Source organism: Burkholderiales bacterium (assembly GCA_035518095.1).
Lineage (GTDB): Bacteria > Pseudomonadota > Gammaproteobacteria > Burkholderiales > JAHFRG01 > JAHFRG01.
In genome coordinates, this window is the sequence record DATIXX010000069.1 from 16,724 (window position 1) to 42,127 (window position 25,404).

A 25,404-nucleotide genomic window follows, 5' to 3' on the forward strand; every position below is an offset into this window, starting at 1 on the left:
CCTGATGTGGTGGCCTTTGCCAGGTGATGATTTTGTTTACACACAAATATTGAAGTCCGCGGAGTTACGCCTATGAGAATTAGCATTCGCTTCGTTTTGTTGACTGTGTTGGTTGCCATCACAGTGGCAGTTTTTGCATCACGCAACGATAAAGGAAATTCAATGACCACTCAAGCCCAGGTCCAGACTCAGTCTGCCAAGCCGTCCGATGACGCGCTGAAGAAGAAGCTGACTCCGATCCAGTACGAGGTCACGCAGCATGAAGGAACGGAGCCGCCGTTCCACAACGAATACTGGAACAATCACGAGGCCGGAATCTATGTCGACGTCGTTTCAGGCGAGCCGTTGTTCAGCTCGACCGACAAATTCGACTCCGGAACCGGTTGGCCGAGCTTTACCAAACCGCTCGAGGCCTCGGACGTGGTGCTGAAGCGCGACACCAGATTATTCATGGTGCGCACCGAGGTCCGTTCCGCGAAGGGCGACTCGCACCTTGGACACGTCTTCGATGACGGTCCTCCGCCAACCGGCCTGCGTTATTGCATAAATTCAGCTGCCCTGCGATTCATTCCGGTTAGCAGGCTGGAAGCGGAGGGCTACGGTAAGTACCTCCCGCTTTTCGCGAAAGCAAGTCGGTGACAGAAGACCGCGCAACGCCGTTTATCGATGTAAAACGATATTCGGCGCTGACGGCTACTGGCGTGTCCTATCCCTACGTATCCATGATTGAGCAAAATGTTAGACCGCGAGTGCGTTAACGAGCTCGCGATTACTGCGCTGCAGCTCTAAAAAGATCGTTCAGCGCACCGAAGGGCGGTGTTTCGAGGCCATGGCGCTGCTGCAAGAATTCCGGGCTGTTGTAACTAATGAGCACTTTGCCCTCCGCCATTTCCGACACCAGCGCCTTGAGCGGCAGATCTATGGCGATAGACGGATAACGGTTCATCAGCGGGGTGCCGCCTTTTGGATCGCCGAATATCAAGAGCACCGTTGGTCGCATGGTGAGCCCAACGGCATGGGCTTCCGCAGCTTGATCGATCCGGGCAAAAATCTTCATGCCTTTGGCTCGAAGCATCGATTCGAGTCGATCGCTGGTTTCGACAACCGAGTGGTTACTGGGCACATCCATAATACCCTTTGTATTCATCATTTAGCCCTCCTGTGCGCTAGCTTTGGTTTCCGCAATGCCGAATAGGCCCTGTCCGCCGCCTCGGTCTTTGAGATGGTCTGGTCCGCGTGGCCGAAGCTGCTAAGCCCCGGCTACTGCAACAGCAAATCATCCGGCGAGGCGTGCTCAAGTTTTCGTTTTCATCAATGACCCGCTCCACCGGGGCCAGCTAATTGTGCTTTCCGGCTCGAGAATTGCAAGGCAATTGGAATGCTGGTGCCCCAAAGAGAACCTGGCTGGGGAGGCTGGATTCGAACCAGCGAATCACCGCTTCAGAGGCGGGTCCCTTAGACCGCTCGGGCACTCCCCAAAATCATGCCAACTGATTATCGACAAACTTTAGAACAAAATATTCGCGTAATCGCAGCTTAATTATGCACATTTTTGAATCCGCCTGCGCAATTCCCGCGCCGCAATCGACTGACGGCGGTCAGTTCCGCTGACTGTCAGCACAGGTTCTTGCCTCTACCCCGAGTCGCCGAACCATGAAATCGCATTGATTAGTGATGATTCACTGCCCGATTTCTTGACAATGGCATAATTAATGTCGTTTTATTAAGATTATTTTTCGGTCGTCTAATATACACTGGTCGTCTAGGAACATTTACTGAGTGTGCTGAGAAATGTCGGACCCACGCGTTTTCTTTGCCGCAGAGCGCACACTTCTGGCATGGGTCAGGTCAGGACTTACTTTGATGGCCCTTGGTTTTGTCGTTGCTAGGTTCGGCCTTTTCCTGACTCTCTTGGCCGCTTCACGTGTGGCTCCGGGCGATAGCTCCCACAGCCATTGGCCGTCTAGCGCGCTCGGCATCGCTCTCGTAGTCCTGGGCGCAGCAATCGTTCTGGGTGCCTTACATAATCACCGGCTTTACGTACGCTCGCTCCCGCCCGAGGATCTTCCGAAGCTGGCCATTCCATGGCTCACTTCGTTATTGGCTTTGTCAGTGGCCGCGGTGGGGCTTTTTTTGGCGGCATATCTTCTGCTTGCCTGAAGCTTCGTTCGTGGAGTGTTGTTAGCATGCATCCATAAGCGAGCTGCCTAACGTCGGAATCGAGCGGCCGATTTACGAGCTTGGCTCGCTTTTTCCCTGCTGCTGACATTGATATCTAAGCGCAGCGACGCTCTGAATTACCTATATCGCCTGGATTTGCTGTGCTCGGGCAGCCTTGCCGCTTTAACGCCTGTCGCTAATAATTGGTCCGGCCTGATGCCAGTTCCGCTGTTTGGCCGAAAGCAGACGCTTGCGAGTCACGGCTTTCGACCCAAAGCGCGATGCCCGGCCGTGCGGGACACTCACGCTGCTCTCATTAATCTTGTGGTTTCTTGGCAGAACGGTCCGGGGTTGGAGCAATTAACGGTTGCAATTCCGGCGTTTTTCGCTCCGGTTGCTTGCGTATGACAAAAGGATGTGGATGCCTCCGATGCCTGCGGATCGCACGGTGTCGTCTCTGTTGTTTTTTGCCCATGATGAGCCCACGCCAAAAATAAAGTAATGAGAATATCTCGGGTGCGAATGACTGTATTGATCCAAGTCAACAGCCGTTGGTCGCCCGATGCTAATGTGTCAGGCAACTTGGCCGCCGCTTCCTAGCAATAGGCGACTCAAGTAGCCCACCTATCGAGCCGCTCCAAATGTATAGTAGTTCAAACGCGGTCTGACGAGTAGGGTGCGATATTCAATGTCCGCCGCCGCAAGCAGACAGTCGCGCCGGGTCGAGTTCGAGACATGATGGCCTCTCCGTTCACTTATTTCGAAGTCGGTAGGTAATCCAGATTATTAGCCCTATCAGTGCAATCACCCCGAGCGCAAATACTTCATAGCGTTTCAGGTTGGTCAGCATCAGTCCTAATACCTCGCCAAAGAGATATCCCGCGCTGCTGAACATCGCGGCCCATATAACGGCGCTGACGATGTTCAGTCCCACAAACTTCAGAGCAGGCACGCCACTCATGCCAATGACGATTGGGCCGACGATGCGCAGCCCGTAGAGAAACCGAATTGCAAGAATAATGGGCGTGTGGTACCGGGCGAGAAGCGCATCAACCCTGTTTGCGCGCCGCTGGAGCAAAGGAAAACGTTGCAATATTCGCTTTCCGTGCCGGCGACCGAGGAAGAAATAAAGCTGGTCGCCAAAAAGACTGCCACAAAAAGCCGCCAGCATGACCCAAGGAAGCGCCAGAAAACCGCTGTGAGCAGCGAACCCGGCCAGGATAAGCACAGTCTCACCTTCGAGAAAAGCGCCAGCGAAGACGCCATAGTAGCCGTAGTTTTCGATCAATGATTGAAGCGTGGTCATAGCAGATATTTGACGATAGGCTTAACGGGCAAAAAAAACAAAACGAGTCGGAATCAATTTCGCCGGCTGTCCTAGACCGGCAGGTTCGCTCCGAACGGGTCCCGATTATCCCGTCCCCATGCCATTTTGTTGGCTTGATCGGTTAACACTCTCCGGATATCGAGCGGGTCGGTGTAGCTAATTAAATAGCGTCAGCGTAACTTTTTTATCGGCCCAAAGACTTGCTTCGTTCGGCCGTTCGATCTACTTCAGATTAAAGTGCGCCCGCTTTTCTTCTTTCGTTTCCGTCTACAACAAATGCATCAAAGTTATAGCGACCCCTATTTATCCTTCGTTGCAGCGATAACGCTAGGGTAAGAAGGGCTCCACTGGCTGCTAATTACCCGGCGTCGAAGGTCTTCCTCCGTCGTCTGCGGTGCGACGCCTGCCTTTTGCGCTTCTGTGCCAACCGCCAAGGCAATTTTCGCTGCCACCTCGCGCACGTCCGTTAGCGCAGGCAGCAAGGGAGCGTTGGGATCTTTGAGCGCGGGAGAATTCTCGCCTAACGCCCGGGCTGCCGCCAAAATCATACCTTCTGTTACTCGGCGCGCGCCAGACGCTACACAGCCTAAACCCATGGCGGGGAAAATGTAGATGTTATTGCACTGCGCGATTGGAACGCGTCGTCCTCGAAAGTTGACCGGCTCGAAAGGGGAACCCGTGGCAACCAGTGCGCGACCGTCCGTCCAACGAATCAGGTCATCGGCTTTGGCTTCCGAGTTCACGGTGGGATTGGAGAGCGGCAGAATGATCGGACGAGGCGATTTGCGCGCCATCTCTCGGACAACGGGCTCCGTGAAAGCACCACCAACCGTGGAAAGACCTATCAGAATCGTGGCTTCGATTTTTCCGATCACATCCGCGAGGCCGACTTCCCCGTTAACGGTGCGCGGCCAATTGGCCACGCGATCGGACCCCTGGGCGTAAACCTGTTGCTCCGGCGTAAGATCGATCCGCCGGCCATGCAACAGACCTTTTTTGTCGACAATCCAGAAGCGACTGACGGCGTCCGAGTTTGAGAGCCGGTCCGCCATCATCATCCGGCGCAGGTAGTCGGCAACACCGATTCCCGCAGACCCCGCTCCCAGAATGACGATTTGCTGCTCCTTCAAACTCTTTCCAGTTACACGAAGCGCGGCTAGAATGGCGCCCAGGACAACAGCGCCCGTCCCCTGAATGTCGTCATTGAAAGTCAGAAGTTGATCGCCGTAGCGCAGAAGAATGGGCCGGGCATGCTCCGCGGCAAAATCTTCCCACTGCAGACATGTGTCCGGTAGCTCTTTCTTTACCGCCTGGACGAATTGATCGATGAAATCAAAATAGTCGCTTCCAGTCACCCGCTCATGGCGCCAGCCGAGATATTCCGGATCATCGAGGCGTTCGCGGTTGTTGGTCCCTACATCCAGGACGATCGGCAAGGTGCGCGAAGGATGGATCCCGCCGATAAGTGTGTACAACGAGAGCTTGCCGATAGGAATGCCGAGGCCGCCGGCGCCCTGATCACCGATACCCAGGATGCGCTCTCCATCTGTGACGACAATTACGTCGACTTCCGGGTGGGGGCGATTTCGCAAGAGTACAGGAATCGTGTGGCGCAACGGATACGATATAAAGAGACCTCGCGGACGCCGGTAAATGTGACTGAATTGTTGGCAAGCTTGCGCCACCACCGGCGTGTAAACTATTGGAATCATTTCCACAATGTGGTCGAGCAGGAGGCGATAGAAAAGAACTTCATTGTTGTCCTGGAGTTGGCGCAGATAGATGTGTCGTTCCAGGTCATCCTCCTTCCTCTGATACGCCTCGTACGCGCGCCTAACTTGTTGGTCGAGTGTCTCGACCTGCGCCGGCAGTAAACCGTGCAAGCCGAGCGCTGCGCGTTCGTCGTCCGTGAATGCAGTTCCTTTATTAAGGACCGGCGTGTCGAGCAGTTCTTCGCCTCTCCGGGCGGTCAGGATTATCGCGTGTCTTTGTGTCGGCATTTCATCGCTCCCCGGGTCGGATCCCTTTCGCTTTAGCCGGTGCCAGATATGCGGTTGCCTCAATTCTATCCCGAGATGCGGCGATTCCGCTCGAACCACGTTCATCGGTCGTGGTCATAACTGATTTTGGACCCAATGTTCATGGTATTCAGAATTTGAACGGATGACTTCGGCTGCTAATCCATATTTCATAGTTTCGATTCCTACTCCGGTAGTCAACACGCAATGCGGGCTATCGAGCGGAAACGGAAATTCCCGTTGGGTGGAATTAGGCCAACAATATTCCTTTGGATGTGAAACGGCGTGGAGAACGGCATGCATTACAAGTCTATAGGTGCGAGGCCAAGCGGATTGCGGCTCGAGCGCATGCAATCCTCGCCACTCTGGGACGGAGACGGCTTTCGCAACATTCATCCGGTACTGCCGGGTTTACGCGATACCAGTGTACCGAGGCCATCACTATCAGATTTTCTGCGCGGCGGCAATCGCCGGGTGCCGCGCGCGGGCCTCCCCGCCGTCGATCCACGCGAAGTGTGGTCTAGTACGCCGGGAACTGGACTGCGAGCGACTTGGCTCGGTCACTCTACCGTCCTCGTCGAAATAGACGGGATTCGAGTATTGACTGATCCCGTGTGGGGTCGTCGCGCTTCGCCTTCGCGTCTGGTGGGGCCGAAACGCTTCCAGCCAGTGCCCGTTGCGCTACGGGCGCTTCCGCCGATCGACGTCGTGCTCGTGTCTCATGATCACTACGACCACCTCGATTATCCAACCATCCGCAAGCTGGCGCAGTCCAATGTGCCGTTCATTACCTCACTCGGCGTCGGCGCGCACCTGGAGGCGTGGGGCGTGCCGCCGGAACGCATTGCAGAGCTTGATTGGTGGGAATCTCACACGCTACCGAACACCGAGTTATCGGTGACTGCGGCGCCGTCGCAACATTTCTCGGGTCGCGGGCTCAAGGACCGTAATGCGACGCTTTGGTCATCCTTGGTTATTCGCTCCCCGCGGCACGCCGTATTTTTTAGTGGCGACACCGGCTTGACGACCGAATACGCGGCGATCCGCACCCGATTGGGCCCGTTTGATCTCGTCATGCTGGAAGTGGGCGCCTTCCACCCATCGTGGGGCCACATTCACCTCGGTCCCGAACACGCGCTTGAGGCGCTCGCCCTGTTGGGTGGCGGTGCGTTCCTGCCGGTGCATTGGGGCACGTTTCCGTTGGCTTTGCATGATTGGGACCAGCCAGCCGAGACGTTGCTGACGCTCGGTCCAAAGCACGGTGCGCAGCTGCTGATGCCGCGGCTGGGCGAGCCCGTTGAGCCGGCGCACATCCATAAAGTCACACCGTGGTGGCGGTCAGTCGACGTACAAGAGATTCGTCAGCAACCGTCCGCGAAACCTTACCTGACACTACCCAAAGCGATGCCGTGGCCGTTTGACTGAGGGTAGACACCGCCTTTCTTAAGATTACGCCAGCCTCAGTCGGTGGCAAGTCATGCTACCGAGTTCTAGCCGGCGGACACGCAAGCCGAAATGCCCGAGAATGAAGCAGTAGTCATATGTCGTGGTGCAGCTCGTTGCGGTTGAGATTTGAAAGGGGCGATCTGAGACTTTTGAATCCGAGTCGATCGAAAGATCGCTTCATAAGACTGGGTGGTTCAAACGCCATTTGGTGTACGTTGTTGCCTCGTGTTAGTAGTCCTATTTTTGCCAAAAGCCGACCTCTAGCCTGCGACCCGCAAGGTTGTTTAGACCGATCTATAGTGATCTTTGAAAAAATTCTGCGCAAAGAAAAAACGAAGATTTCTCAGCGCTAAAAATATTGCAGCGTAACAGGTTCTTTTCTAAGCCGATAAATGCGGCAGTCAAATTCGTGCAAAACGCACAACTCAAGCCATTGAGTGCACAACAATAATAGAAAATGAGAATGTGGGTTAAGTCACATATTTATTTATCTTATATACGCATAATCTTCATCCCAAACCGTCAAGAAAAGACGGAAACGAAAATGGATTTGAAAAGCAATAACTTCCAGCGGTCCCCAGGTTCATTAATGGCGGCACGTCTTTCAGATACGAAATCCTGAGTCGCCTCGGCGACCCGGATTAGCGCCGCGAAAGCGGTCGAATCCTTTCATACGAGAGTTTTCCTGCAAATAAGGAGGACTCAAACATGGTTTGCATGTTGCCCAATGCCGAGAAAGGAAAAGCTTCCTCTGATGGTTCCCGTGCTTGCAGAAAGCCAAAATCCAATTTGCGAGACAAGAATGCAGCGTCTTTTCTATTTAACGAGACGCCGTTCGCGTATACCAGGGAGAATATCATGCAACTCAAATTCTTTTGTCGCAGTAAATTTAAACAGAATCGCCAGTGCGAACGCTTCGCTCTGCTTCAACATAGACGCAGCAGCATCGTGCTCCTGGCGTTGCTTTTACTCGGGGCGGCCGTCGGTTCCACGCCGGCGGAGGCGAGTCCTTTTGCCTATGTGACGACGCGTGATGCCAACGGCGTCTCCGTAATTGATACTGCAACCAACGTGGTGGTTGGTACGATCCCAGTGGGGATGTTTCCAGTAGCGGTGGCCATTACGCCGGACGGAACCCGCGCCTTTGTGACGAATCAGTTCTCCGACAGTGTTTCGGTAATTGATACTGCGACAAATACAGTGGGTGCCACGATTCCGGTCGGGTCCTACCCCTCAGAAGTGGCCATCACACCGAATGAAACTCGCGTCTTCATAGCAAACGAGATTTCCGGCGATGTCTCGGTGATCGACACGTCGACCAACACGGTGGTCGCTACAGTCCCTATTGGGTCGTTACCTTTTGGATTAGCCATCACGCCGAATGGAACCCAGGCTTATGTGTCGAATTTAGGCTCCGACACCGTTTCGGTGATCGATACGGCGACCAACACAGTGGTAGCCACCATCCCAGAGCCAGTGGGGTCCTTACCCGCCGGGGTGGCCATCACGCCGGACGGAACGCGCGCCTATGTGACGAATGTTGGCTCCAATACTGTCTCGGTGATTAACACCGCGACCAACACGGTAGCAGCCACGATCACGTCGCCGGGATTTGAACCGGGTCACGTTGCCATCACGCCGGATGGCAGCCGCGCCTATGTGACGAATGCGGGCTCCAACGATGTCTCGGTGATCGACACGGCGACCAACACTGTTGTGGCGACAGTCCCTGTTGGGTTGTTTCCTTACGGATTAGCAATAACGTCCGACGGGACTCGCGCCTACGTGGCGAGTCTTGACTCCCTAAGCGTCTCAGTGATTAACACCGCGACCAACACGGTGGTAGCCACGGTCGCGCTTGGAGGTCAACCATCCGGGGTGGCCATTACCCCGGCGCTCGCGCCATTTGCCTTTTTCGCAGTCAACGTCCAGTTCGAGTTGCATCATTACTCCGCCGACCGTGACGAGTTTGAGTCGCGTTATGGCTGTCCTGACCGTGACAAGTTCGAATCGCATCATGGCCGTGCTGATTGCGATAAGTTTGAGTCGCATCATCATTCCACGAACAATGACGAGTTCCATATGAAAGCGACGTTTACCTTGGCCGCGGGCAGCAACGGCATCGCGCCGCTGACGGAAGATGTGACCGTCAGTATCGGCACTTTTTCAGCGAAAATCCCGGCCGGCTCCTTCCGCCAAAATAAGAGAGGGGAATTCAAGTTTGAAGGGGCCATTGGCGGCGGAAAACTGGAAGCTGAGATCACTCCGCTTGGCAAAGCCCGCTACAAATTCACGGCCGAAGGCAGTCACTTGAACTTGGACGGGGTCGCGAACCGACAGACCACAGTGCAACTTACGATCGGGGAAAATGCCGGCAGCACGACCGTCGCGCCTAGATTTGAGCGCTGATTGCATTGATTCGGAAGCAGGTTTTTAACCGTTTCGGAAACCGTCTCGCTTGCGGATGCGAATCATTAATTGGGATTTAAGGCGATATCGTGTTGGCGTTTAGCGGCTGGAAATTTTGCATCTAGGTCGTAGAACCTTAATCTAGGCAGTTTCGTCGGCCAAATAGAATTGGTTAGATGCTGTGGCGAATGTCCGATACTGGCCAAGGGCAAACGCTCGCGAAGGACCGGTTCCATTCCATGTCGGTAGTTCCCGAAATCCAGCGAATTTTGAAAAGGGGTTTGTTCCGGAGTAAAAATTTCTCGGGCAACACAAGTTCTTTTTGCTCAGGCTGAAATCACATTTCAACCTGGCGCAAAATGCGCCGCACTACCGGCTGAACTACGCCGGAATTATGCTTCTGATGCTATTAGTGTTAGTGTTGCTGTCAGCATCGCTACGCCGACGCCGGCAAGTACAGCCACAAACAATATGTGAAGCACCCACAGGGTAACAAAGACATCCGGTCGATCCCACATACCCTACCTCGCGCGATGCAGATTCCCTGCCTGCCTGTAACATGGGCCGCAGCTACTGCTGCATCGGTTGTAGACACATCTCCATCGTCTTGTTCACGGCATTTTTCCCTTTAAAGCGTCCGGCCTCGCTTGTCTGCGGCCACCGATATTTACGTCCTGAGCGTACCCTAAAGATAAGACGAGCAAATTACATGCTAGGCGGTTGTCAAGGAAAGCCTTTGTGTTCAATAGGGTTGTGGCGTTTGGCGGTAGCGTTCTGAACAAACTGCCGATTTTAGTCACGTAGAGCCGCCCCACGCGGTTTCTGGGCTAATGTGAAAAATCGTGCAGATCAAGATAGCACGCGCAGAAGAGTTTCGTCTGTGCGACCCCATCCTTCCACGCGCCGCAAGCCAAGGCGCGCGCAAGCGCTGCAGTGATAAGCGCGGACACTTAGGGACTGTCAACGACACGGTTGGCCGTCTTGAACAGGGTCGGGCGCTACCGCTTCTGCGGGGGAATATCCTTGATTGGAGCCGAGAACTTCAAATGCGCCGCGGCATCAACCGGCCTATGCTTGATTTTGGTGCTTGCCGGGTCGTTGCCGAGGAAGTTGCCGCATTTCCAGTTCTTCGATGGCCTAACAGGCCTGGGAATAAACCCACCGCCACAGTTGGGGCACACATTGCCCAAGACATTGTCGACGCACGTCGCGCAGAACGTACACTCATAAGAGCAAATGCGGGCTTCCAGCGAGTCCGGCGGAAGAGGCTTGTTGCAGTTTTCGCAGGTCGGGCGGAGTTCGAGCATCGTGTTCTTCCTAGATCGCTAGCACACAACCAAAGCCGATGGACGCAAGGGTGGAGCAGGCAGGTTGGCTGAACCCTTGGCTCGGCGCTGAATCTTGAAGCGTTTGCCGTGTTATTCTGCCACGCTAACACCTGAACCGCCCATTTCCTTCTGGAGGTCCTTCATCTTCGGCAACCCGTCCCTAATGCGCAGCTTCGTCTCCTGATAGTTGACATGCACGCCAGCATGGACCGGGAAGTCTGGAATGACCGCCGCATACACGTCAGTGAGTCCGATGCCGGGATGGTCAGTAAAGATGTGGCCTCCGCAGGTCTTGCACCATTTGCGATAACTGCGCGGCGTCTTATTGTAAGTACCGATATTTTCCGCCCCCCGCGTGATCCGCACTGTTTCGGGTTTCCATAAAGTGAAGGCATTGACAGGCGCTGCCGACCAGCTTCGACACGACTCACAATGGCAATAACCCATTGCAGCCGGCTCGCCGCTGACCGTGAATTGAACCGCGCCGCAAAAGCAGCTGCCCTGGTAAGTTTTTTTGCTGCTCATGAAAGATCCCCTTGGTGGTTTTTACAATGCGCGCTTCCGGACCGGCGGATCCAGCAGTGCCACAAGGAGGCACACTTTGATTTTGGCCCACCCGATCCAGTCCAACGCTCATAAGGACTTGCGGCTCGGCAGCAGCATCCCGACCTGGTTGCGATAGCGGTGGTAGAGCTCGCCGAACTGCGCAATGAGGTCGCGCTCCTCGAACCAGATGCCGACGAGGATGTAGCCGGTGGCACCGATCGAGAACAGCAGGTGCCCGGTCGTCATGACCGGCGCTGCCCAGAAAACGAGCAGGAGGCCGAGATAAATGGGATGGCGCACGTAGCGATAGAAGAACGGCGTCCTGAACGTTGGCTCTGGAAGCGCTCGGCCGGCCAGGCGCGCAAACACTTGCCGTACGCCGAACAGCTCGAAGTGGTTGATGAGGAAGGTACTCACCAGAAACACCGTGCAACCGAGCCAGAACGCGGCCCACAGCAGCTGCGCGCCGCCTGTGCTCCCGACATTCCAGACGATCGGCTCGGGAATCGGGCGCCACTGCCAAAACAGGAGTGCGAGCGCAAGGCTGGCTGCGAGCACGAAAGTGCTGCGCTCCACCGCCGGGGACACGATGCCTGTCCACCAGCGCTTGAACGAGCGCCGCGCCATGACGCTGTGCTGCACGGCGAAGATGCCGAGCAGGAGAAGGTTCACGATCACCGACTGAGCAAGCGGCCCCGGCGCTCCCGTGTCGATTGACTTAGGAACGAAGAGATTGCCGGTGAAACCGATCGCGTAGAGAAGCGTCGCCACGCACAACGCGTAGACGATCAGGCCGTATAAAAGCGAGAAAATTGCTCCCATGGTAGTTTCCTTAAGTTGGTTGACTTCAAATTAGGCCGGTGCAGACGAGCGCAATACCGAGGTGCTTACGGTTCTGGTCGCGCATGGTCGCCTGCAAATCATTACTTGCAATCGATGACGACCTCGAGGTACTCAGCCGGCACGACCAGCGAAACAGGCCCCGCGGTATTGCATCGGTTGAGCAGCGCCGTAACGTCTTTCGCAAGGGCGTCTTGCCCGGCGGGATCAAGCGCCGCGAACGCTTTTTGTACAGGCCCATAGAAATCACGGAAAATCTGTAACCAGTGCGCTGCCGAGCGATACCGAAAATTGAAATTCTTGCGCACGGTGCGAATATCCGTCGCGTGGGGGCCAAACAGTTCAACAATATGTGGTTCGGTGCCCCACAGCGCGGGCGACTTGAGGCCTACTGGCGCCGGGATGTAATTACCGATGACCTTGAACAGCTGCCCAATAAAGCCCTCGGGCGTCCAGTTTGCAAGGCCGATTCGTCCCCCGTTGCGCACCACACGCAGCATCTCGCGCGCGGGCCGCGTATGATCCGGGGTGAACATTGCGCCAAACGTCGATAGCACGACATCAAAGCTGTTGCCCTCAAACGGCAAATCTTCGGCATCGGCAATACGGAAATGAACCTGCAAACCCTCGGCCGCAGCACGAGCGCGGCCTTTGTCGAGCAGCGCGGGCACATAATCGGTCGAAGTGACTTTGGCAAAGCGGCGCGCAGCGGCGAGCGTGGCGTTGCCGTTGCCGGCGGCGACATCGAGCACGTACTCACCGGCGCGAATATCGGCCGCCTCGGCCAGGATTTCACCGACGATTTGCAGTGTGGTGCCGATGACTGCGAAATCACCGCTGGCCCAGGTCGCCTGCTGGCGTTGCTTGATGGTTGCGTAATCTGGCGCAGCGGGAACGGATGCCTTTTGCATGGAAGACGTGGGTATAGCAATGGTAGTCATGTTTCATTCTCCTTAAACAATGATTGCGTTAATCGGTTCAGGTTTGGAACGGGGCCCATTATTCCATTCGCACGCGCTTGACACTTGACCGGCCGTCGTTCACATTTGCTCGTACGTCCCGAGTTGCTGGCGGACTTGATTGACCGTCCGCCGGATTTGGCTGTTCGTCCGGGAGCCTAGACGATGACTACCGATACTTTGTCCGATGTGCTGCGCTCAGTCCGCCTGCGCGGTGCGGTGTTTTATTGGCTGAGTTGTGGGGAAGAATGGGCAGTCGAGGCGCCGCCCGCGAAAGAGATCGCCGGAGCGGTAAACCCGGGCGCGGAGCACGTGATGGAGTATCACGTAATTACGAAGGGCAGTGGCTGGGCGGCGATTGTCGGCGAGCCGCCGGTGCGTCTGGAAACGGGCGATACGGTGATGTTTCCGCATGGTGACGCGCACGTAATGTCGAGCGCACCCGGAATACAGCCAACGCGCATGCGCCGGGACTGGATATATGCCACACGCAAAGATCCCAAGCCGATTCCTGTCGTATTTCGCACACTGACAGAGTTTACCTATGGAGAGCCTGCACCGGAGTCGCCGACCAACGTTGCATGCGGATTTCTCGGTTGCGACCTGCGGCCTTTCAATCCATTGATTGCGACTCTGCCGCGACTGCTGCACCTGCCGGCAGCCGGTGAAGGTACATGGATCAGCCAGGTCATGCGGCAGGCAGTCAACGCATCGCAGAACAAGCGCCCCGGTGGTAACGCGGTACTTGAGCGCATAAGCGAGATGATGTTTGTCGATGCAATACGCCGCTACGTGGAGCGGCTTCCCGAAGCAAGTTCCGGCTGGCTTGCGGGATTGCGCGACCGCCACGTAGGACGGGCGCTCGCGCTGATACACGAAAATCCGGCTCGCACATGGACGATAGACACACTGGCTGACGAAATCGCGCTGTCGCGCTCGGCGTTCTATGAACGATTCGTGCGGCTCATCGGACAGCCTCCCATGCAATACCTCACGCAGTGGCGCATGCAAGCGGCCGCAAATCTGCTGCGGCAGAGCCACGCGCCCATTGCGTCGATAGCACTCGATGTTGGTTATGAATCCGAAGCCGCATTCGCGCGCGCATTCAAGCGACTAGTCGGGACACCGCCTGCAAGTTGGCGGCGAATTCAGAACAGGCAGTAGGTACAAGGCAAATTCGTTATGGAATTACCCCGACTGCGGGAGCACTGTTACGCGTGGGGTGTGGTCGATTCCCAAAAGCGCCCGCTCCGCCTGGCGGCAGTTACAATTCCTGCGGGAAGATTAGAAATTTCTCCGGGTCAACCGAGGAAATCCACGGCGCCCGTTTCCAGGTTGTACATCGCGCCGCTAATCTCGATCTTGCCGTTGGCTTCCAATTCCGCGAGTACGGGGCTATTTTTGCGAATGTTTGCCAGAGTTATCGTGACGTTCGTGCGCGCCACGGCATCCACGAAATCGTAGTTCGCCGCCGAGCGCTCACCGGTATATGCTGTCGCCTGCACCGCGGGTTTAATCTTGGCCAGCAGTCCGGTGAGATTGCCCAACTCGGCATTGGCGATGGCGCCTTTCACCGCACCGCATTTAGTGTGCCCCATCACCAGCACGACCTTGGCACCAGCCAGTTTGCAGGCGAACTCCATGCTACCCAGAATGTCTTGGTTTTCGATGTTGCCCGCGACACGGCAATTGAAGATATCACCGATGCCGAGGTCCATGATCACCTCAGCCGGCGCGCGTGAATCGATACAGGTAAGAAGCACTGCCGCGGGATACTGGCCCTTGGCGCTCGCCCTCTGTTCCCTTAGATAATTGCGGTCTTTCCGCTCTCCTTTGCGGAAGCGCTGGTTCCCGGCCTTCATTACCTCGAGGATCTGCTCCGGCGTCATACTGTCGCGCTGTGCCTTGGTCAGTGCATCGGCGCGCGCCGACCCGATAAAGAGATTGCCGCCGATAAGCCCGAGCGCACTCGCGGCGCCCGTCACTTTGAGAAAATTCCTGCGGCCTGAATCGCCGCTGTTCCGAGGGTATTCAAGTTTGTCGCACATGATCTTGCCTCCTTTCTGAGAATCTTTTTTCCTGAATCAACGTTGGGCGCCGCGCTTTGAACCGACCGATTTTTTGCCGGCGCATGGACACTTTACTATATTGCAGGCGTTTGCTTTGGTGTACGCAATTTGGAGCTATGAATTGTTAGTATCGAGCGAGTAACGTCGGCTCGCATCCGCTTCTGACGAATCTTTCGGGTTTGCGCCGACACCGCCATGCAATGACCCGAACCTGAGAAAGACGTTTGTGATCTCACAGGCAGCGTGCGCAATCCAATCTCCGACAGTTCTCCCAAACTGCCGTTGCCATTTACAGTTAATCGGAGTTCTTTGTTTTGGCCCTGACGGGGTAGCGGAGTTGCAGCAAAAGTGGGCACTGATTTTCTGCCCATTTTTGTATCAATGTGTCGCGTGGACTTGGCTGTAATGGAGCTAGAACAGGTACGCGGCGCCGCAGTTGGTTTGGCCGCTGGTGGTGAGCCAGACCCCGTTCGTCAGATCGGCACAGGTTGCAGCAGTCGGTGCGGTTCCCGCTCCGAGGTAGCTGCTGAAGCGGAATGTGCCGCGCCCCGGATTGGCGTCGTCAATCTTGCGGTCTACTTCGGTCAGAATATCTACCGGTATCTCGTTCCCCGTCTTCAGATTGTGAAGGTTGGCGGCGGCCGGGTCGCCAACGACAATGCTGTAGTTGTTGTCGTAAATGATTTGAAAATACGCGTTGTAGGGGTTGCTCGGCGTATTGGCTTGGGCGACGGCATCGGTCGCGGTCGCCATGTTGTAGCTACCGGTCAGGAAACCTGCGTGCGACATGTGGGTCCACGCTATGGTCTGTTCGTTGGCGCCGGCGGTATTGAGTATTTGTCCGTCGCCGTTGCCGCCCAAGGTCGCCGCGACGTTCGGGATGTTGGTGGTCGCCAGCGCCCCAGGGTAATCACCCGGCAGGGCGTGATAACGGTCCTGGAAGCCGAAGAAAGCCGCCTTGATTCCGTCTTGCTGGGAAATGAGGTTCCTGACCCGGGCGCTGGTGATCAGCTCCTGGCCTTTCAGCACACCGCCCAATAGCAGGCCGATAATGACCAGCACGATAGCCACTTCAATCAGGGTAAAGCCGCGTTGTCTTGTTATCACTGTCAAACTCCTTGGCCTCGAGAAACCTAAATCCACGTTGCAAATTGAACGTACGGCTCGTCTATGCAGGCTGCAAGATACACTATGGCGTCTCCGGGTGCTACTGCGAGGGGATTACCGCCAACTAAAAAATCGTCGGGGGCGTCTGTAGTAGCCGCGACTTGGATAGGCACAGCGTCCGCGCTCAGTTGGCCGATCGCCATGGTCACAATAAATCGTTCATGGGAATCGGCGTATCGGACGGCACGTTCGCAACCAACGTTGCCGTATGCGCCAGCGATCGTGCCGGGTTCATTGCTCCCAGCACGCCGTTCATATTGGTATCCTCGGTGCCAATCGGTGCTTAAACGTCATCTCGACTCCGTATTTATGGCCGCACCGCCGAAAGCGATTTACCTCAATTTTCACCCCAACGGCAACAGCGCGTTCCGTTAGGCAAAACCGGCGAATCCTCTCCCGTGGCATATGCGGGCCTTTAAAATCGCTTGATCAATAGGGGAACAGCAATATCTGTGCCTGGAATTGCATGTGTTATGGCCGCAAAAGGTAGGTTGGAAGTGTGTTCCCCCAACTTGCCGCAGACGTTTAACCTGTGCCAGACGGGGGAAAACGAGCCGTTCCTGCACCGCCCGGATTTTCCCTCGATGCGGGCCGTGTGGGGTTCTATATTAGACTACCCGATAGATTCAGACTCGCTGTAATCTACGCTTTTGGCAGGTAACTGACCGTTCTTCAAAGTTCGCTTCCCGACCCAAGTCATACAGTCAACCTGATGGCGGGCCAACATTTACGCCCTGGACATTCGATCTCGTTTAACCACGATTGGGCCGACCCTTATCTGATTCAAAAGAGTTGTCCCGGCCGGTATTCGGTGGATTTGTCCCGTGTCGCGATTGCCCGCCCGTTGGTGGTTGCGATCGGAAGCGGGGGCGAAACGGTTGCCGCTGCCTTGTGAGTCGTGTTCTTAGATAGCGTCTGCGCTTGCCACCGTTGATGAAAGCGAAAACGGATAAGCCGCCAAGGTCGCAATAGTTTCTCGGTCAACTCACGTTTTCAGTTGGAAATGGCGGGCATTTCAAGAAACACGTAAATCAATACCATCATGGCAATTCCGACGCCCAAATAAGTGCTGCACAGAATCCAAAACCAGATGGGTTCCTCGTCGCGGCGAACGAAGCGGTAATACCTCCGCTCGCCGTCTACCGTTCCGTAGCTTTTGGTGATGACCTTTCCGAGGATGATACCTGACATTCCCCAGGCAACCATGCCGACAGCCACGAGAATGCCGAGGCCTAGCAAAAACGTCGATGAGATCATGAAACTCCCCAAATTTATCACTGCTATGGATAATCCGTTCCAATTACTTTTTAGACGCCGTGCCTGCTCGATAACGGTTCCGTGCAGATATTCTCCGCTCGTTATTCACCATTTCGAACCGGCGGCGCAAATTATCGGTTTTGGTCCAAACCCGAGGCGCGCAACGCACTGCTTCCGACCCAAAGTGATCATGGTCACAATCCGGCACAACTTGCCAACTATCGCATCGACACTGCCGTCGAGAATACAGTATTCTTGATCCAGGATCCTGGCTCGCTTGCGGACTGACTCGTGGAGCACGACGCGCTCCCGCAAATGACGGCAACGCGAATTAACGTTCCCACGCTGACAAAATCGTCTCACGGCTTGGGGTCGATCTGGAAAAAATATAATCGAAGTTTCATGAATTCAGCTGCACAACTTTTCCCAAACATGGAAATAATTTCGACGATCTTGGCGAAAAGCCAAACTCAAATTGAGTCGCGATACCGCTCAATCCGGTGCGCCCACACTTCGCGCAGCTCCAATTCAAGTAATTCAATGGATCGGGGAGCGTTGCTCAGCGCCAATGTATGAGCCGTTTCTCGAGCGCGCCCGCAATTGCAAACAGGAGCAAGACGCAGGCCATGATAAGAAGGATAAGCGCCATCATCAGCGCGGCATTGTACGTGCTCTGCGCGAAGGAGAGGAGGTACCCCAGGCCGCGCGTCGCAGCGACAAACTCGCCGACGCAGGCGCCGGTGAAGGCAAAGCCGACCGAGACCTTGAGATTGCCGAGAATCCAGGCGGTGATGGACGGTAGATAAACTTCGCGCAGCAGGACGGTGCGTCCACCGCCGAGCGTCGTCACGCGCTCGACGAGGCGCCGGTCGACTTCCTTGATGCCCGTGTACACGGTAAAGAACATGAGCACTGCAACGAGGATGAATGCAACAGCGACCTTCGAGCTGAGACCAATGCCGAGCCAGATGACGAACAGCGGGGCAAGGATGACGCGCGGGACGGCATTGAGAGACGTCATCACCGGCGCAAGCAGTTCCGCCAGGCGCGGCAGCAGCGCGGCTGCGGCGCCGAGAACGACTCCGACCGCTACACCAAGAGCGAGCCCCAGAAGCGCGGCCGAGAAAGTCGCCTCGAGGTGCGGCCAAATACTGCCCTCGCTGAAGAGCGCGACAAGCGCGAGCCAGACCCGGCTGGGTGCCGGAAAATAAAGCGCATTCAAAAGACCGAGGCGCGCGCAGATTTCCCACAGAGCCAGGAAAAGGGCGAGCGCCACTGTTTGCCGCACGCTGGTTCTATTGAGTACGCTTTTCATGCGCCGCCGGTCGGGTGCTGGCTCCCGACCTCTTCCGAAAGGTCATGCCAAAGTCGTGCGAGGAGCGGCGCGAAAGACGGATGTGCGCGCGCCGCGATGAGATCGCGCGGCCGCGGGATGGGCACCGGATAGCGCTGCCGGATGCGTGCCCGGGGCCCGCGCGAGAGGAGATAGACGACATCGGAAAGGACCTGCGCCTCTTCCAGATCGTGGGTTACCAGAAGGATGGTGATCCGCTGGTCCTCTACGAGCGCAAGAAGATCCTCGGTGACGCGATGGCGCACGATTGCGTCAAGCGACGCAAAAGGCTCGTCCATTAGGAGCAATCGCGGCCGCAGCGCCAGCACCTGGGCGAGCGCGACGCGCTTTCTCTGCCCTCCGCTCAGGGAACGCGGATAACGCGGGCCGAGTCCGTGCAGCCCGAGCCGTTCGAGCCAGAAATCCGCCTCCGCTTCAGCCTCGCCGCGTGCTTTGCCGCGGATGCGCAATCCGAGGCACACGTTCTCGCGCGCCGTTCGCCACGGAAGCAGCGCATCGTCCTGAAACAAGATGCCGACTTCATGGGAGGGAATGCCAAGCTCGACCGTGCCGGCGCTATAGCGCTGTAGGCCCATGATAGCGCGCAGGACGCTGCTCTTTCCCGAGCCCGAAGGACCCACCAGGCTGACGAATTGCCCTTGTTCTACCGCGATGCTGGCGTCTTCGAGTACCGGCTCGTCACCGTAGGATAACGTGAGGTTGGAGACCTCAAGCACTCAGCTTCCACTGACTGAGAGGTCGAGAATGCTTTCGGCCTTGACGTCCGACTTGAGAAGCCCGCTGATTTTCAAGGACTGGGCAACGCGGTCGCACGCCGCAACATTAATGGCGACCTGCGTTGGATAGAGCGAGTGCCGGTATCGGTCGACGATCGTGGCGAACTCGTTCATGTCGGCACCTGCGGTAAGCGCGCGCGGCAGCGCGGCGACGAGTTCGTTCGCCGGCACGCTTTGAACGCGCTGAAGCCCGCGCTGGAGTGCGCGGGCGAGGGCGGCCATCTCTTTCTTGCGGGCTTCAATCTCACTGGCCCGCACGGCGACGCCCATGAATTCGTACGGGCCGCCCAGATACTTCTCCGAATCGGCGAGCAGCATGAAGTTGACGAGTACGCGGCTTCCGGCCTTGACGGCGCGGTCCAGCGCCGGCTCCTGCACCATGCCGGCATCGATTTGACCGAGGCGCAAGGCTTCGGAAATGTTCGGGCCAAGCGTGGCGAACTGGACCTTTGCCGAATCGGCGCCCGCCTTGGCAAGCAGGTAGAGTACAAGTGCGTGATCAGCATTACCCAGTGCCGAAACGCCGACCGTGTGCCCTTCGAGCTTCTTCAAGTCAACGATCTCCGCGGCGCGGTGCGGCGCAGTCACCAGCGCAAACAACGGCAACCGCCCGGTCGACGCGAAGCGCCTAATGTTGGCGCCATGCGCGTAAGCCTGAAGCGCGACGTCGAACGCGGTAGCGGCGTAGTCAACCGCGCCGCCAACGAGCGCCTGCATCGCGGCGTTGCCGCCGCGCGCATAGACGAGCTCGACCTCGAGTCCTTCGTCACGAAAGAAGCCCGCCGAGCGTGTCGTTTCATAGGGAATCACGCAGAGGAGCTGACTGCAGAACGCGAGCTTGACGTGCTTAAGTTCGGGGGCGGCGCGCACACCGCGCATCGCCAGCGAAGCGACGAGCGCCGCGACGCCCTTCAGGACTCCGCGTCGCGACACTTCCGCGTCGCGATCAATTTTTTGCAGGGCGCCCGACGGTGTGACGTCCGCACCCGCGACCCATTTTTTCTCGCAACATCCCATTTTTGAATTTTGAAAAAACCTGGAAAAAGCACGGTACCGCCATCATGTGATGATGTCAAATATCGCAGATTACAAATTTCGAGCTCGATCGCAGACAAAGCGACCGGGGTCGCGTGCTTGGTTTTTTGGCATTCGGGAGTAATTCAACGCGCTCGTTGCTCGTTACATCCATCATTGCTTCGTGATCAATACACATTCTTATCGTAGAATTCTTCCTCGCAGATAACGTTACTCTCGATCACGGTTCATTCCCTGGCGAGTTTCTTGAGGTCGGGAAAATGGTTGCCGGGCTTCGGCCTTCGCAAGCCGTGAGGAGACCGCCCTGAAGACAAGATCGTGGCCCTCGCGGGACAAATGGATCCCATCGGCGTAGAGAAAGAGATCTTTGCTCGGTCGCGCGCTCGCGGCGAATGTGTCGTAGAGATCGAGCGTCGGGATGCCCAGCGCGCGGAGCTTGCTGTCTAGCAATCGTTGTGGAGCGAGGTCTTTTGCGTCTCTCTGCCGGACCTGGTACTCGTAGGGCAGGACGACAACGAGGAACGGGATCCCTGCCTTCTTCAGTAGAGCATGGGTCTCGCCCAACACTTCGACCGTCTGCCGAAAGGCGGGGTTTGCGGCATTATAATAGGCGAAGTCATTCAAAAAATAGGTCTTGCTCCGGTCCGCGAGGATGCCCTTCATGAGCATGTAGAGCTTCGAATGGCGACGAAGCAAGCCGAGCACCTCCTCCGAAAGGGGCACGGGGCCGGCCGGAAGCTGAAATCGAGGCGCCGGGTCATTGAGACAGTAGAACAGGATAACCAGGCTCGGCGGCGTCGGCTTTGCGAGAAACTCTTTGACCACTTCGAGGTAGTCCCCGACGCTATACCCTATAACCGCGCTGTTCCAGATCTTGATTGCCGGATGCGCCGCTTGCAGTTTGCCGGCGAAGGTGTCCTTCGCAGCCACGCCAACACCGAACGCAACCGAGTCGCCGAGCAACAGCCACGATGGGCCGGTTACACTCGCACCGCCTTGGAGATCGCGGTATCCAAACCGGTCGATCTTCACCGACTCCCCGAACACGACTCCGGAGGCTCCTGGACGCCAACGGACAAGGCTCCCACCGGGGGCAGGCGGAAGCAAGAGAGATCGCTCCGCGTCCTGGAAGTTGATGTGTGGAAACGACCAACGGACGAGGAACTCCACGGCGACAAGCAGGACGGAAACCATCACCACGAGATATACAGCAAAACCTAGCCATCTCAGCAAACGCAGAGGCGCCCCGTCCTTTAAGATGCTGCGGCGAAACGCCCCTGTCGTCACGTCAATCTTTTGCGGGGCGGCCGGCTGAGTACGTTGCTTTTGATCCACTTTTCCTGGTGGCATCCCATATTCGCATTTAAAAAAACTTGGAACGAACACGGTACCGCCGCAATGCGATGATTTCAAACATTGAATATGGCAATTGTCAAGCTCGATCGAAAACGAAGCAACCTGGCAGACGATTTCACGGTTTGCTTGGAAAAACAGCTAGGAGGTTACTTTTTTTGGAGCGTCGGTACTGACCTTCTTGACGTTTTGCTTCCTCAGCTTCTTGGCTCGCTTGGCCAGCACCGCGAGGTGTTTCTTTGCTTTTTGCCGCATGCGCCTGGTTTTTAGCATTCGGGAATGACTCAACGGAACCTCCGGTCGTTACATTCGTCAGAACTTTGCGAATAACGGTCAATCTTATCGTAGGACACATCCTCGCGGGTCGCTTCGCCCTCAATTACGCGCCCGCCCGGCGGACGTTCGCGCATCTGCCGTCGCAGTTCACGCGTTTTCCACCACAAGTAGCCCCATGCGAGCAGCCCGGCGATCACCAGGATTGCAAACACCAGCAGTGAGAACATGAACGCCACGATCAGCAGCGCGGCAGCCACCACATACGTGAGCACTTTGAGGCCTGGCGCATTTAAGTTGAAGCGCGTGCTGCTTGCAGTGTGTGTGGGCCGTTCCTCGTCTGTTTGCATTAAATTCCGTAATGGCGTTCACTGCGCAAATTATGCGTATTGTATATTTTATCGATTCGATGCGTACTGGGACAGTTCAGCTTGCCGCTGGGCAAATTTGGGATCGAATTTTGTCGCACTGCGGGCCAACGCGGTATCTCCACCTGCGTCGCCCTTAAAATTTGTCCCCGCATGCACACCAAATTCGACCATGGCTGGACACATTCTGTGTATTTGTCCTGATCTGATTTGACGGCGTATTATTTCGGACGTTCCATCAACGCATTCACTTCGTGTACGGCTAAAGAGCTGCCGGTTAGCTGCGGTGAATGTATTACCAAATGAACTGACTGCTTGCATCTTGGTTTTATTTCCAAAGCGGCTCTTCACTCATCACAGAACAGTTAATCACGCGTTCCTTGATACCGAACCGCTCGCAAATAGGGTCAGAATCGCCGAGAATCCATTTAACCACAATCTGAGATACCGATGGCAACGGAATCAAAGGGAATCCAAGGGCGCGATGCCCAAAAAGAGGCGTTGAAACGCGCACCGCCGGCGACGCCCCACACTCAGTCCTTCGCGGTTCTTGCCGTTGCGGTGCTTGGCGTGGTTTACGGAGATATCGGCACCAGTCCGATTTACGCGTTGCGGCAGTGTTTTGCCGGCAAGGATCCAATACTTGTCACGTCGGGCAATGTGCTGGGAGTACTCTCGCTGGTTTTCTGGACGCTCATCTTGGTCATCTCGCTCAAGTACATGGTCTATGTGTTGCGCGCGGATAACCGCGGTGAAGGCGGCACCTTCGCGCTGCTGGCGTTACTTCGACCGGACCAGGATCAACGATGGCTACGCCGTGCGCTCATCCTGCTGGGAGTTATGGGGGCGTCGATGCTATACGGTGGCGCGATGATCACGCCTGCGATCTCGGTGCTGAGCGCGGTGGAAGGCCTGCAAGTTGCTGCGCCGAATCTGCATAACTACGTAATTCCAATTACCGTGGCGATTCTGATTCTGCTCTTCGCCGTACAGCGTCACGGAACCGCGACGGTAGGGGCAATTTTTGGTCCCTTAATGCTGATCTGGTTGGCCGTACTGGCCGCGCTTGGAATTCACGGCATTCTCCAAGCCCCCCAAGTATTACTCGCGATCAACCCGTGGTACGCGATCAAGTTCTTTCTAGCAAATGGTTTCACGGGCTATCTTATTCTCTACGCTGTTTTCCTTGTTACTACGGGCGGTGAAGCATTATACGCGGATCTGGGCCATTTCGGCCGCCATCCCATTCGCAAAGTTTGGTTCGCTTTCGTACTTCCGGCGCTACTGATCAATTACTTCGGACAAGGCGCGTTATTGATTGCCGCACCCTCAAAAAGCGTCCATCCCTTCTTTCATCTGGCTCCATCATGGGGCGTATACCCGCTGATCATTCTTGCCACAGCCGCGACCTGCATCGCGTCACAAGCAGTAATTACCGGCACCTACTCATTGACGCGTCAGGCCGTGCAACTCGGACTATTACCCGGGCTCACCGTGGAACAAACCTCCGCCGACGCACGCGGACAGGTATATATGCCTGCCGTAAACTGGCTGCTGATGACGGCCGCCATCGGCTTGGTGCTTGCTTTTCGCACCTCCGGTAATTTGGCCGCAGCGTACGGTGTGGCGGTAAACTCCGCTATGGCAATCACGACGGTACTGACGTTCAACGTCGCGCGCGAGCGCCGGGGCTGGACCTTGCCCGCAGCGTTTGCTTTTCTACTGGGGTTTTTAGCGATTGATCTTGGGTTCCTGGGCTCCAATCTCTTCAAAATACCCGATGGCGGCTGGTTGCCCTTAGTGATCGGCGTGACGCTGTTCACCGTCATGACCACGTGGCGCAGGGGCGCGGGTCTTTTAGCCGAGCAGATCGCAAATACCACATCAAATCTGGAAACGTTCATCGGGCGCGTAACGGCCGAACGCATATCGCGCGTACCCGGCACTGCGGTATTTTTCACCGGGCGGTTGGAGCAGACCCCGCCGTCGCTGCAGCAGCTGGTGCGGCACACCGGTGTCTTGTTCAAGCGTGTGATCTTGGTGACGGTGGTAATTGAACCGTTGCCTACTATAAACCGCGAGGAACGCATCGAACTAAACAAGCTCGAGCACGGGTTCTACCGACTGGTGCTGCGCTATGGATTCATGCAGGGGCCAAACATTCCGTCGGAGCTGGCTGCCTGCGAGGAATTGGGACTCAAGCTCGATTTAAATCAAATACACTACTTCATTGGCCATGTGGATCTGCTGCCGGGTCGCAAGCGGGAAGGCATGGCACGCTGGCGCGATCGGCTTTTCGTTTGGATGGCGCGCAATACCCAGGATGCAACTGCCGCTTACCATATCCCCGCCGCTCAAACAATGAAGGTCGGATTACAGGTTGGAATCTGAATTTTTTGTTGTATTCGTTAAAACGCCCATCCCCGTATCGGAACGGTCGTCGTCGCGATTTCGCTTACTCCCGAACCAAAATCACGTTTACGGCTTTGACAAGAACGCGCACCGAATCACCTTTTTTCACGCCAAGATCGGCGAGCGTATCCAAAGTCATGACGGAGGTGATATCGATCGGGCCATCGACCGTGACCTTGACCTGACTCATGACGGAACCCCTTTTAATTTCCTCGACTTTTCCAACTATGTTGTTTCGCGCTCCGTATTTCATGCGGTCCTCCATAGAAAAAAGTGCTGTCGAAATTCCCGACTTGCGGCTGTGAAC

At 56.1% G+C, this 25,404-nt stretch carries 23 protein-coding genes and 1 tRNA gene; 6 read left to right on the forward strand and 18 right to left on the reverse strand.

Annotated features, from left to right (window positions below; genetic code table 11):
• Positions 1 to 162 precede the first annotated feature (162 nt).
• Entirely contained in the window at positions 163 to 639 is a 477-nt protein-coding gene (gene msrB / locus VLV32_10990; protein HUL42411.1) for a peptide-methionine (R)-S-oxide reductase MsrB, read from the forward strand.
• 130 nt (positions 640 to 769) lie between these two features.
• Here msrB and VLV32_10995 read toward each other — a convergent pair whose 3' ends face one another.
• Entirely contained in the window at positions 770 to 1,150 is a 381-nt protein-coding gene (locus tag VLV32_10995) for a DUF302 domain-containing protein (GenBank protein HUL42412.1), read from the reverse strand.
• Positions 1,151 to 1,401: 251 nt separating this feature from the next.
• Positions 1,402 to 1,478: transfer RNA gene (locus tag VLV32_11000), tRNA-Gln, on the reverse strand.
• Positions 1,479 to 1,791: 313 nt separating this feature from the next.
• Between VLV32_11000 and VLV32_11005 the strand changes: the two genes are divergently transcribed.
• Positions 1,792 to 2,160 (forward strand): DUF202 domain-containing protein, encoded by a 369-nt coding sequence (locus tag VLV32_11005; GenBank protein HUL42413.1) that lies wholly within the window; start codon positions 1,792 to 1,794, stop codon positions 2,158 to 2,160.
• A 751-nt stretch (positions 2,161 to 2,911) separates the two neighbouring features.
• Here VLV32_11005 and VLV32_11010 read toward each other — a convergent pair.
• Positions 2,912 to 3,466, reverse strand: a complete 555-nt coding sequence (locus tag VLV32_11010; protein HUL42414.1) for a DedA family protein — start codon at positions 3,464 to 3,466, stop codon at positions 2,912 to 2,914.
• Between the two features lie 320 nt (positions 3,467 to 3,786).
• A complete protein-coding gene (locus VLV32_11015; GenBank protein ID HUL42415.1) occupies positions 3,787 to 5,487 on the reverse strand; it encodes an NAD-dependent malic enzyme in 1,701 nt (566 codons plus the stop codon).
• Positions 5,488 to 5,802: 315 nt separating this feature from the next.
• Between VLV32_11015 and VLV32_11020 the strand changes: the two genes are divergently transcribed.
• Together VLV32_11020 and VLV32_11025 are read left to right on the forward strand one after the other, a co-directional pair.
• Positions 5,803 to 6,930, forward strand: a complete 1,128-nt coding sequence (locus VLV32_11020; GenBank protein HUL42416.1) for an MBL fold metallo-hydrolase — start codon at positions 5,803 to 5,805, stop codon at positions 6,928 to 6,930.
• 879 nt (positions 6,931 to 7,809) lie between these two features.
• A complete protein-coding gene (locus VLV32_11025; GenBank protein HUL42417.1) occupies positions 7,810 to 9,360 on the forward strand; it encodes a YncE family protein in 1,551 nt (516 codons plus the stop codon).
• A gap of 998 nt (positions 9,361 to 10,358) precedes the next feature.
• Here VLV32_11025 and VLV32_11030 read toward each other — a convergent pair.
• From VLV32_11030 to VLV32_11045, 4 genes are all read right to left on the reverse strand, one after another.
• Entirely contained in the window at positions 10,359 to 10,667 is a 309-nt protein-coding gene (locus VLV32_11030; GenBank protein HUL42418.1) for a DUF1272 domain-containing protein, read from the reverse strand.
• Positions 10,668 to 10,778: 111 nt separating this feature from the next.
• Positions 10,779 to 11,213 (reverse strand): GFA family protein, encoded by a 435-nt coding sequence (locus VLV32_11035; GenBank protein HUL42419.1) that lies wholly within the window; start codon positions 11,211 to 11,213, stop codon positions 10,779 to 10,781.
• 108 nt (positions 11,214 to 11,321) lie between these two features.
• Positions 11,322 to 12,056, reverse strand: coding sequence for an NnrU family protein (locus VLV32_11040; GenBank protein HUL42420.1), 735 nt, complete (start codon positions 12,054 to 12,056; stop codon positions 11,322 to 11,324).
• A gap of 101 nt (positions 12,057 to 12,157) precedes the next feature.
• Positions 12,158 to 13,015, reverse strand: coding sequence for a class I SAM-dependent methyltransferase (locus tag VLV32_11045; GenBank protein ID HUL42421.1), 858 nt, complete (start codon positions 13,013 to 13,015; stop codon positions 12,158 to 12,160).
• A 183-nt stretch (positions 13,016 to 13,198) separates the two neighbouring features.
• Here VLV32_11045 and VLV32_11050 point away from each other — a divergent pair, with 183 nt between their 5' ends.
• Entirely contained in the window at positions 13,199 to 14,197 is a 999-nt protein-coding gene (locus tag VLV32_11050; protein ID HUL42422.1) for an AraC family transcriptional regulator, read from the forward strand.
• A 137-nt stretch (positions 14,198 to 14,334) separates the two neighbouring features.
• Here VLV32_11050 and VLV32_11055 read toward each other — a convergent pair whose 3' ends face one another.
• From VLV32_11055 to VLV32_11095, 9 genes are all read right to left on the reverse strand, one after another.
• A complete protein-coding gene (locus VLV32_11055) occupies positions 14,335 to 15,081 on the reverse strand; it encodes a carbonic anhydrase family protein (GenBank protein ID HUL42423.1) in 747 nt (248 codons plus the stop codon).
• Positions 15,082 to 15,513: 432 nt separating this feature from the next.
• Positions 15,514 to 16,209: a prepilin-type N-terminal cleavage/methylation domain-containing protein gene (locus VLV32_11060; protein ID HUL42424.1), complete on the reverse strand. Its 696-nt coding sequence runs from the start codon at positions 16,207 to 16,209 to the stop codon at positions 15,514 to 15,516.
• Between the two features lie 1,053 nt (positions 16,210 to 17,262).
• Positions 17,263 to 17,526 carry a hypothetical protein gene (locus VLV32_11065; protein ID HUL42425.1) on the reverse strand — a complete coding sequence of 88 codons (264 nt, stop codon included), beginning with the start codon at positions 17,524 to 17,526 and terminating at the stop codon, positions 17,263 to 17,265.
• Between the two features lie 559 nt (positions 17,527 to 18,085).
• Positions 18,086 to 18,841 carry an ABC transporter permease gene (locus tag VLV32_11070; GenBank protein HUL42426.1) on the reverse strand — a complete coding sequence of 252 codons (756 nt, stop codon included), beginning with the start codon at positions 18,839 to 18,841 and terminating at the stop codon, positions 18,086 to 18,088.
• Entirely contained in the window at positions 18,838 to 19,596 is a 759-nt protein-coding gene (locus tag VLV32_11075; GenBank protein ID HUL42427.1) for an ABC transporter ATP-binding protein, read from the reverse strand. Before VLV32_11075 ends, VLV32_11070 begins: the two co-directional genes overlap by 4 nt.
• Complete coding sequence (locus VLV32_11080; protein ID HUL42428.1) at positions 19,597 to 20,673, reverse strand: ABC transporter substrate-binding protein; 1,077 nt, start codon at positions 20,671 to 20,673, stop codon at positions 19,597 to 19,599. It lies immediately after the preceding gene.
• A 228-nt stretch (positions 20,674 to 20,901) separates the two neighbouring features.
• The gene (locus tag VLV32_11085; protein HUL42429.1) at positions 20,902 to 22,026 is read right to left on the reverse strand and encodes an SGNH/GDSL hydrolase family protein; all 1,125 of its coding nucleotides are present in this window, start codon (positions 22,024 to 22,026) and stop codon (positions 20,902 to 20,904) included.
• A gap of 159 nt (positions 22,027 to 22,185) precedes the next feature.
• On the reverse strand, positions 22,186 to 22,332 hold the full coding sequence (locus tag VLV32_11090) for a hypothetical protein (GenBank protein ID HUL42430.1): 147 nt from the start codon (positions 22,330 to 22,332) through the stop codon (positions 22,186 to 22,188).
• Entirely contained in the window at positions 22,329 to 22,667 is a 339-nt protein-coding gene (locus VLV32_11095; GenBank protein ID HUL42431.1) for a hypothetical protein, read from the reverse strand. The genes VLV32_11090 and VLV32_11095 overlap by 4 nt, the downstream gene beginning before the upstream one ends.
• A gap of 468 nt (positions 22,668 to 23,135) precedes the next feature.
• On the opposite strand from VLV32_11095, the gene VLV32_11100 reads away from it, so the two are divergent.
• On the forward strand, positions 23,136 to 25,076 hold the full coding sequence (locus tag VLV32_11100) for a KUP/HAK/KT family potassium transporter (GenBank protein HUL42432.1): 1,941 nt from the start codon (positions 23,136 to 23,138) through the stop codon (positions 25,074 to 25,076).
• 64 nt (positions 25,077 to 25,140) lie between these two features.
• Here the strand turns inward: VLV32_11100 and VLV32_11105 are convergent.
• Positions 25,141 to 25,404 (reverse strand): TOBE domain-containing protein (locus VLV32_11105; protein HUL42433.1); only part of this gene is annotated, 264 nt, incomplete at its 5' end.

Bases quoted from the DNA above. Each gene is read 5' to 3' on its own strand.
- msrB (HUL42411.1), top strand. From the start codon at position 163: ATGACCACTCAAGCCCAGGTCCAGACTCAGTCTGCCAAGCCGTCCGAT.
- VLV32_10995 (HUL42412.1), bottom strand. From the start codon at position 1,150: ATGATGAATACAAAGGGTATTATGGATGTGCCCAGTAACCACTCGGTT.
- VLV32_11005 (HUL42413.1), top strand. From the start codon at position 1,792: ATGTCGGACCCACGCGTTTTCTTTGCCGCAGAGCGCACACTTCTGGCA.
- VLV32_11010 (HUL42414.1), bottom strand. From the start codon at position 3,466: ATGACCACGCTTCAATCATTGATCGAAAACTACGGCTACTATGGCGTC.
- VLV32_11015 (HUL42415.1), bottom strand. From the start codon at position 5,487: ATGCCGACACAAAGACACGCGATAATCCTGACCGCCCGGAGAGGCGAA.
- VLV32_11020 (HUL42416.1), top strand. From the start codon at position 5,803: ATGCATTACAAGTCTATAGGTGCGAGGCCAAGCGGATTGCGGCTCGAG.
- VLV32_11025 (HUL42417.1), top strand. From the start codon at position 7,810: ATGCAACTCAAATTCTTTTGTCGCAGTAAATTTAAACAGAATCGCCAG.
- VLV32_11030 (HUL42418.1), bottom strand. From the start codon at position 10,667: ATGCTCGAACTCCGCCCGACCTGCGAAAACTGCAACAAGCCTCTTCCG.
- VLV32_11035 (HUL42419.1), bottom strand. From the start codon at position 11,213: ATGAGCAGCAAAAAAACTTACCAGGGCAGCTGCTTTTGCGGCGCGGTT.
- VLV32_11040 (HUL42420.1), bottom strand. From the start codon at position 12,056: ATGGGAGCAATTTTCTCGCTTTTATACGGCCTGATCGTCTACGCGTTG.
- VLV32_11045 (HUL42421.1), bottom strand. From the start codon at position 13,015: ATGACTACCATTGCTATACCCACGTCTTCCATGCAAAAGGCATCCGTT.
- VLV32_11050 (HUL42422.1), top strand. From the start codon at position 13,199: ATGACTACCGATACTTTGTCCGATGTGCTGCGCTCAGTCCGCCTGCGC.
- VLV32_11055 (HUL42423.1), bottom strand. From the start codon at position 15,081: ATGTGCGACAAACTTGAATACCCTCGGAACAGCGGCGATTCAGGCCGC.
- VLV32_11065 (HUL42425.1), bottom strand. From the start codon at position 17,526: ATGATCTCATCGACGTTTTTGCTAGGCCTCGGCATTCTCGTGGCTGTC.
- VLV32_11070 (HUL42426.1), bottom strand. From the start codon at position 18,841: ATGAAAAGCGTACTCAATAGAACCAGCGTGCGGCAAACAGTGGCGCTC.
- VLV32_11080 (HUL42428.1), bottom strand. From the start codon at position 20,673: ATGGGATGTTGCGAGAAAAAATGGGTCGCGGGTGCGGACGTCACACCG.
- VLV32_11095 (HUL42431.1), bottom strand. From the start codon at position 22,667: ATGCAAACAGACGAGGAACGGCCCACACACACTGCAAGCAGCACGCGC.
- VLV32_11100 (HUL42432.1), top strand. From the start codon at position 23,136: ATGGCAACGGAATCAAAGGGAATCCAAGGGCGCGATGCCCAAAAAGAG.